At 67.3% G+C, this 5,863-nt stretch carries 6 protein-coding genes; all 6 read right to left on the bottom strand.

What is annotated here, in order from left to right; all coding sequences use genetic code 11:
• Positions 1-46: 46 nt before the first annotated feature.
• The gene (locus tag MJ797_RS17155) at positions 47-1,171 is read right to left on the bottom strand and encodes a PHB depolymerase family esterase (RefSeq protein ID WP_239336048.1); all 1,125 of its coding nucleotides are present in this window, start codon (positions 1,169-1,171) and stop codon (positions 47-49) included.
• 58 nt (positions 1,172-1,229) lie between these two features.
• Positions 1,230-2,375: a 23S rRNA (adenine(2503)-C(2))-methyltransferase RlmN gene (gene rlmN, locus MJ797_RS17150; protein ID WP_239336046.1), complete on the bottom strand. Its 1,146-nt coding sequence runs from the start codon at positions 2,373-2,375 to the stop codon at positions 1,230-1,232.
• A 20-nt stretch (positions 2,376-2,395) separates the two neighbouring features.
• Entirely contained in the window at positions 2,396-3,253 is an 858-nt protein-coding gene (locus MJ797_RS17145) for a phosphatidate cytidylyltransferase (RefSeq protein ID WP_239336044.1), read from the bottom strand.
• A 91-nt stretch (positions 3,254-3,344) separates the two neighbouring features.
• Positions 3,345-3,902, bottom strand: a complete 558-nt coding sequence (gene frr, locus MJ797_RS17140) for a ribosome recycling factor (RefSeq protein WP_239336056.1) — start codon at positions 3,900-3,902, stop codon at positions 3,345-3,347.
• Between the two features lie 2 nt (positions 3,903-3,904).
• Entirely contained in the window at positions 3,905-4,690 is a 786-nt protein-coding gene (gene pyrH / locus MJ797_RS17135) for a UMP kinase (protein ID WP_370651605.1), read from the bottom strand.
• A 136-nt stretch (positions 4,691-4,826) separates the two neighbouring features.
• Entirely contained in the window at positions 4,827-5,441 is a 615-nt protein-coding gene (tsf, locus tag MJ797_RS17130; RefSeq protein WP_239336042.1) for a translation elongation factor Ts, read from the bottom strand.
• Between the last annotated feature and the right edge of the window lie 422 nt (positions 5,442-5,863).

Here is a 5,863-nt window from a genome sequence, read left to right as displayed (position 1 = left end):
TGCGCGAGTCCTAAGCGGCCCTGTATCCGTTGAACTCGCGGAGGGACTATTGGCGAGATGCTTCGGTAGCGCTGGAGGGCGCGCCGGTGCTGCCCGGTGCCTGGGTGGCCGGCGCATGGGTGGCCGGCGTGGGCGTCGCATGCCCGCGGAAGAAGGCCAGAGCGACCTCGGTGGCGCTGAACTGCGACCGCGTCGCGCCCTTAGGCGGGTCGGCATCCGGGTCGGGCCACATGTGGCCGCCGCCCACGGCCGCCAGCAGACCCACGTCACGGCCGGCGGGACAGGCGGTGAACACCAGCCGCCGAAGCGCGGTGGTGTCGCGCGTCCATGTGTTCGCCGGCCCGCAGCCGACGAACCCGGCATAATGATCAAGACGGGCCTGCATCGGCTGCGCCTGGGTGCCATCGAAGGGGGCGGGACGATCCGCTCCCCCGCCTTCCAGCGGTGTCACCGGGTCGCTGGTGCCATTGATCGCCAGCAGGCTCGAGCCGGGCGCGGGACAGCTGGTGGGCATGATGGCGAAGGCAACCGGCACAATCGCGGCGAAGGTCCCCGGCAGGGCACAGGCGGCCGTAACCGCCATGTCGGCGCCATCGGCAAAACCGGTGGCGAACACTTTGTGGCTGTCCAGGCACATCCGGGCGGTCAGATCATTGACGATCGCGGACACGAATGCCACGTCGTCCGGCCCGATGGTGGCCCTGCGCACGAAGTTCCACCGATCGTTGACACCCTGCGGGGCGACAACCACATAACCTTCCGCGTTACCGATCTGCGCCAGGTGGGCATAGCGCTCCAGCGCGGACGCATCCTCACCGAAGGCGTGGAAGGCGAGGACGAGCGGCAGCGCCTTGGTGCGGGCATCGGTGGCAGGCACCGCCAGCTGATACGTCCGGGTGTCTGCCCCGACCCGGACCGGCTGCTGACTCGATCCGGCCGCGATGGTCCTGCCGGTCACACATCCGCTCACAACGGTTGGCGATGCCGGCACAGCGTGGGGTGACCCGGCGGCGCCGGAGGTCCCCAGGGCAGTGCCGGCGCTGCCCGCGGCGGTGCCCCCGTTGGACATGCCCGTGCCGGCCTGCCCCACCCGGGTCCGCGAGCCACCGTCACCGCTGAAATAGAGGACCAGGCCAATGACGATCAGAATGGCCCCGGCCGCGCCGGTCATCGAAACCCAGCGCGGGTTACGGTTACTCCGGGAGGCAGATCGGCGGGACGAGCGACGGTCACCCGGTGGCACTGTCGCTCCGGTCCGGCTCGCCAGCCGCCAGCTGTCCACACGCCGCCGCGATGTCGCGCCCTCTGGTATCGCGTACAGTCGCGGCGATGCCCCGCTGGCGTAGCCGACGGACGAACTCCCGCTCGCGACGCTGTTCGCTGGCCTGCCAGGACACCGCGCGGGTTGGGTTGAGGGGGATCAGGTTGACGTGCACGAGCCTGCCGGCGAGGAGCCCGGCCAGGGCATCGGCGCGTTCCGGCTGGTCGTTGACACCATCGATCAGTGCGTACTCGATGCTTACCCGGCGCCCGGTCGCCTCGGCGTACCCCCAGGCCGCGGCAAGTACCTCCGCCACCGGCCAGCGCCTGTTCACCGGAACAAGGCGATCACGCAACTCGTCGTCAGGAGCGTGCAGGGAGACCGCCAGCGTCACCGGCAGGCCCGTCGTGGCCAGGCGGCGGATCGCCGGCACAAGTCCGACCGTGCTCACCGTGATGGACCGAGCCGACAGGCCCAGGCCCGCCGGTGCCGGGTCGCTGAGGATCCGCAACGCGGCGATCACAGTGGCATAGTTGGCCAACGGCTCTCCCATGCCCATGAACACGACATTCGACAGCCGGGCCGGATCACCGGCAAGCTCTCCGCGGACGAGCGTCCGTCCCGCCGCGACCACCTGCTCCACGATCTCGGCCGTGGACAGGTTACGCATGAGCCCGCCCTGGCCGGTCGCGCAGAACGGACAGCCCATTCCGCACCCGGCCTGGCTGGACACGCAGACCGTGCTGCGGCCGGGATAGCGCATCAGAACTGATTCGATCAGTACACCGTCAAAGGCACGCCACAGTGTCTTACGGGTGTCTCCAGCATCGCAGGTGGTGACGTTCACCGGCGTCAGCAGCGTCGGCAGCAGTGCCTCGACAAGCGCGGCGCGGGACGCCGCCGGAAGATCCGTCATCGCCTCCGCATCGTCGGCGCACAGCTGTCTGGCGAAGTAGTGGCGGGAGATCTGGTCTGCCCGGAAGGCCGGCTCGCCCAGGGAGACGGCCAGCTCACGCCGCTGTTCGGCGGTGAGGTCGGCGAGATGGCGGGGCGGCCGCGCCCGCGCGGAGCGGACCAGCGGCAGCGCTGCCGAGGCGGTGGGGGAAGCGGTCATGGCCTGTCCAGTCTGCCAGGTCACGGGCGCGGCGCGAAGGCACTGATCAGCAGCCAGGCAACGGGTGCCGCGCACAGCACCGAGTCCAGCCGGTCCATGATTCCGCCGTGGCCGGGCAGCAGCGAACCCATGTCCTTGATACCGATGTCCCTTTTGAGCAACGACTCACCTAGGTCACCGATGGTCGCCGTACAGGCGATCGCGATACCGAGCACCACCCCCTGCCAGAGCGCCGCGTGCAGCGGCCAGGCCATCGAGACAGCGGCGACAAGCACACAGACGACGACGGAACCGGCAAAACCCTCCCAGGATTTACCCGGGGACACCGTCGGAGCGAGCTTGTGCCGCCCGCCCGAAAGCACGCCGGCGGTGTAGCCGCCGATGTCGCTGGCGGCAGCGGTCGCCAGAAACGCGACCATCCGCCGGGGCCCGTCCGGTGGGCTGGTCAGCAGGGCCGCGAAACCGGCTGGAAGACCTACGTATGCCGCGCAGAAGACAGCAGCCGCGACGTCCGCGAACAGATGATCGCCGGAATACGCGAGCCGCCAGGCGGTCGCCACAAAGATCGTTATTGCCAGGGCCAGCACCAGGCCGGATGTACCAGTGAGGTAAGCCACCACCGGCATGGCCGCCGTTCCCACCGCGAGCGGCGGCAAGGCAATCGTCCGCCCGCTCAGCCGGAACGCCCTGACCAGCTCAAACATGCCAGCCGCGACAGCCGCGCAGATGACGGCGATCCATAACGGGCGCAACGTGAACAGAGGCACAATAATGATCAATGCCAGGATGACGCCGACCACGATCGCCGCGGGAAGGTCCCGCCCCGCTCGTACCCGACGCGTCTCGGGCTCACGGGTCGCATGCTCGACGCCCGTCACCGGGTCCCCGGCCACATGAGTGCTGGCGATATCGCCCTGGAACTTGTTCGACTCACGGCAACGGACAACGGAGAGTGCCTGCCGATGTCGATCAGACCGCCAACAGCTCCGACTCCTTGTGTCGCAGCAGCTCGTCCACCTGACTGACATAGCGATGCGTTGCCTCGTCCAAGTCCTTCTCCGCGCGCCGGCCCTCGTCCTCACCCGCGTCGCCGTCGCGGACGATACGATCAATCGCCTCCTTGGCATGCCGGCGGACGTTACGAATGCTGATCTTCGCATCCTCCGCCTTGGTGCGCGCGACCTTGGCGAGGTCCCGCCGACGCTGCTCGGAGAGCTCGGGAAAGACGCAACGGATGATCGTCCCGTCGTTGCTCGGGTTCACCCCGAGGTCGGAGTCGCGGACCGCTTTCTCGACAGCTGCCAGCGACCCCTTGTCGTACGGCGTAATGATCACCATTCTCGGCTCTGGTATGTGGAAGGAGGCCAGCTGGCTCACGGGCGTCGGCGCGCCGTAGTAGTCGACGAGAACCTTCGAGAACACCGAAGGAGTGATCCGCCCCGTCCGGATGTTGGCGAAGTCGTCCTTCGCGACCAGGACCGCCTTCTCCATTTTCTCCTCGGCCTCGAGGAGCACGTCGTCGATCACCGTCATCCTTCCGTTCCGCCCTCGTCCACACTGACCAGAGTGCCGATCTTCTCACCGCGGACGGCCCGCAGGATGTTCCCCTCCGTCAGCAGGTCGAAAACCATGATCGGCAGTCGATTGTCCATGCACAGGCTGATGGCCGTGGCGTCCATGACCTTCAGCCCGCGAGCCAGCACCTCGCCGTAGACGAGCGAATCAAACCGAACCGCGTGGGGGTTCGTCGTGGGATCCGCGTCGTAGACGCCGTCGACCTTGGTCGCCTTGAGGACAGCCTGTGCTTTGATCTCCAGAGCCCGTTGCGCGGCGGTGGTATCCGTGGAGAAGAACGGCGCGCCCAGCCCCGCCCCGAAGATGACGACACGGCCCTTCTCCAGGTGCCGGATGGCCCGCAGAGGCAGGTAAGGCTCGGCGACCTGACCCATGGCGATTGCCGTCTGCACCCGCGTCACGACTCCCTGACGCTCCAGGACATCCTGCAGGGCAAGACAGTTGATCACGGTGGCGAGCATCCCCATGTAGTCGGCCCTGGCACGGTCGACGCCACGCTCGGCAAGACGTTGGCCACGGAACATGTTGCCACCACCGACGACGACCGCGACCTCGATGCCTGTCCGGCTCGCCTCCGCGATCTGGCGTGCGATGGTGGCCACCGTGTCCGGATCGATGCCGAGGGGCTCGCCCCCGGCAAACGCCTCACCGGACAGCTTCAGCAGCACACGATGCCAGCGCACCGCCGCCAACTCACGACCGGCTGGAGCGTCTGCATCCCTGCTGGCGTTATCGGTCACGATCGGCCCCCTCGCCGTCAGCCACGATCATCGGCCGGTGGATGTGCACTGCCGGCCAGTCTGCCTCACCTCCGCACGCGAGAACATCTCAGGCCGCGTATCCGGCCCGTTCGACTACACGCGGCGGGAAGTACGGTCAGCTCTGCTTGACGTTAAAACGGGCGAAACGACCAATTTCGATCTTTTCACCAAGAGCTGAGCCAGCCTGTTCGAGCAGCGCGCGGATGGTGATCTTAGCATCCCGGACCCAGGGCTGCTCAAGCAGGACCACCGACTTCACGTAACCGTTCAGTTTGCCTTCGACAATCTTCGGGAGGGCTGGCTCGGGTTTACCCTCCTCGCGCGCGGCGGCCTCGTAGATCTTCTTTTCCTGCTCGATGACCTCGTTCGGGATCTGTTCCGCGGTCACGTAGAGCGGGTCGGCCGCCGCGATGTGCTGCGCGATGTCACGCCCGAGCTGCTTGAACTGATCGGTCTTGGCAACGAAGTCGGTCTCGCACCTCAGTTCCAGCAGAACACCGATGGTAGGCGGCAGCTGCGGGTCGGTCTTGTGCAGATAGGAGTCGACCAGACCGTTCGACGCACTGCGCCCGGCCCGTTTGGCAACCTGTGCCAGGCCCTTCTCTCGCAGCCACGACTTGGCCTTCTCAAAGTCGCCGTCGTTCTCGACAAGCGCTTTCTTGACGTCGCTCATGCCAGCGCCGGTCAGTTCCCGGAGCTTGCGGATGTCAGCGGCTGTGATCTCTGCCATGGTGCTCTTCTCGTTCCGTCTGGCTACTGGTGGCTGTTGGTGGCTGGGGGACGCTGCTGGGGCATACGGGCTGGCGTATTCGCGGGGCCGTCATCGCCGGCGCGCCGGCCCCGTTTCGCGATCACTTCTCAAAAACCATCGGTCCGCTGGGGCGTGTCTGATGGATGGTGGTCAATGTGCGTGGTGGTCAATGTGGGCAATGATCCAGGCAGCGACCCGCGCGGCGGCGGAGGTCCGGACAGCGGTGTTCTGTCCGGACCGACGGGCCGGAGCCCCTGTGCGGCACGCAAAGCGACCGTACGGGCAGCGATGCGCCAGGACACCCGCTGGGCATCGAGTGCAGGGACCCGCACGGACGCGAAGCGTTCGGGCGAGGGCTGAAGCGATCGACGATCCATCAGACACGCCCTACGAGCGACCGG

Origin of the sequence: Protofrankia sp. CiP3 (assembly GCF_917627345.1) — a bacterium.
Taxonomy (GTDB): domain Bacteria; phylum Actinomycetota; class Actinomycetes; order Frankiales; family Frankiaceae; genus Protofrankia.
Note: the sequence above shows the minus strand (reverse complement) of the source record. Positions and strands in the feature narration are given on the sequence as shown.

Coding starts and splice junctions, on each gene's coding strand:
- MJ797_RS17155 (WP_239336048.1), bottom strand. CDS start 1,171: ATGACCGGCGCGGCCGGGGCCATTCTGATCGTCATTGGCCTGGTCCTC.
- rlmN (WP_239336046.1), bottom strand. CDS start 2,375: ATGACCGCTTCCCCCACCGCCTCGGCAGCGCTGCCGCTGGTCCGCTCC.
- tsf (WP_239336042.1), bottom strand. CDS start 5,441: ATGGCAGAGATCACAGCCGCTGACATCCGCAAGCTCCGGGAACTGACC.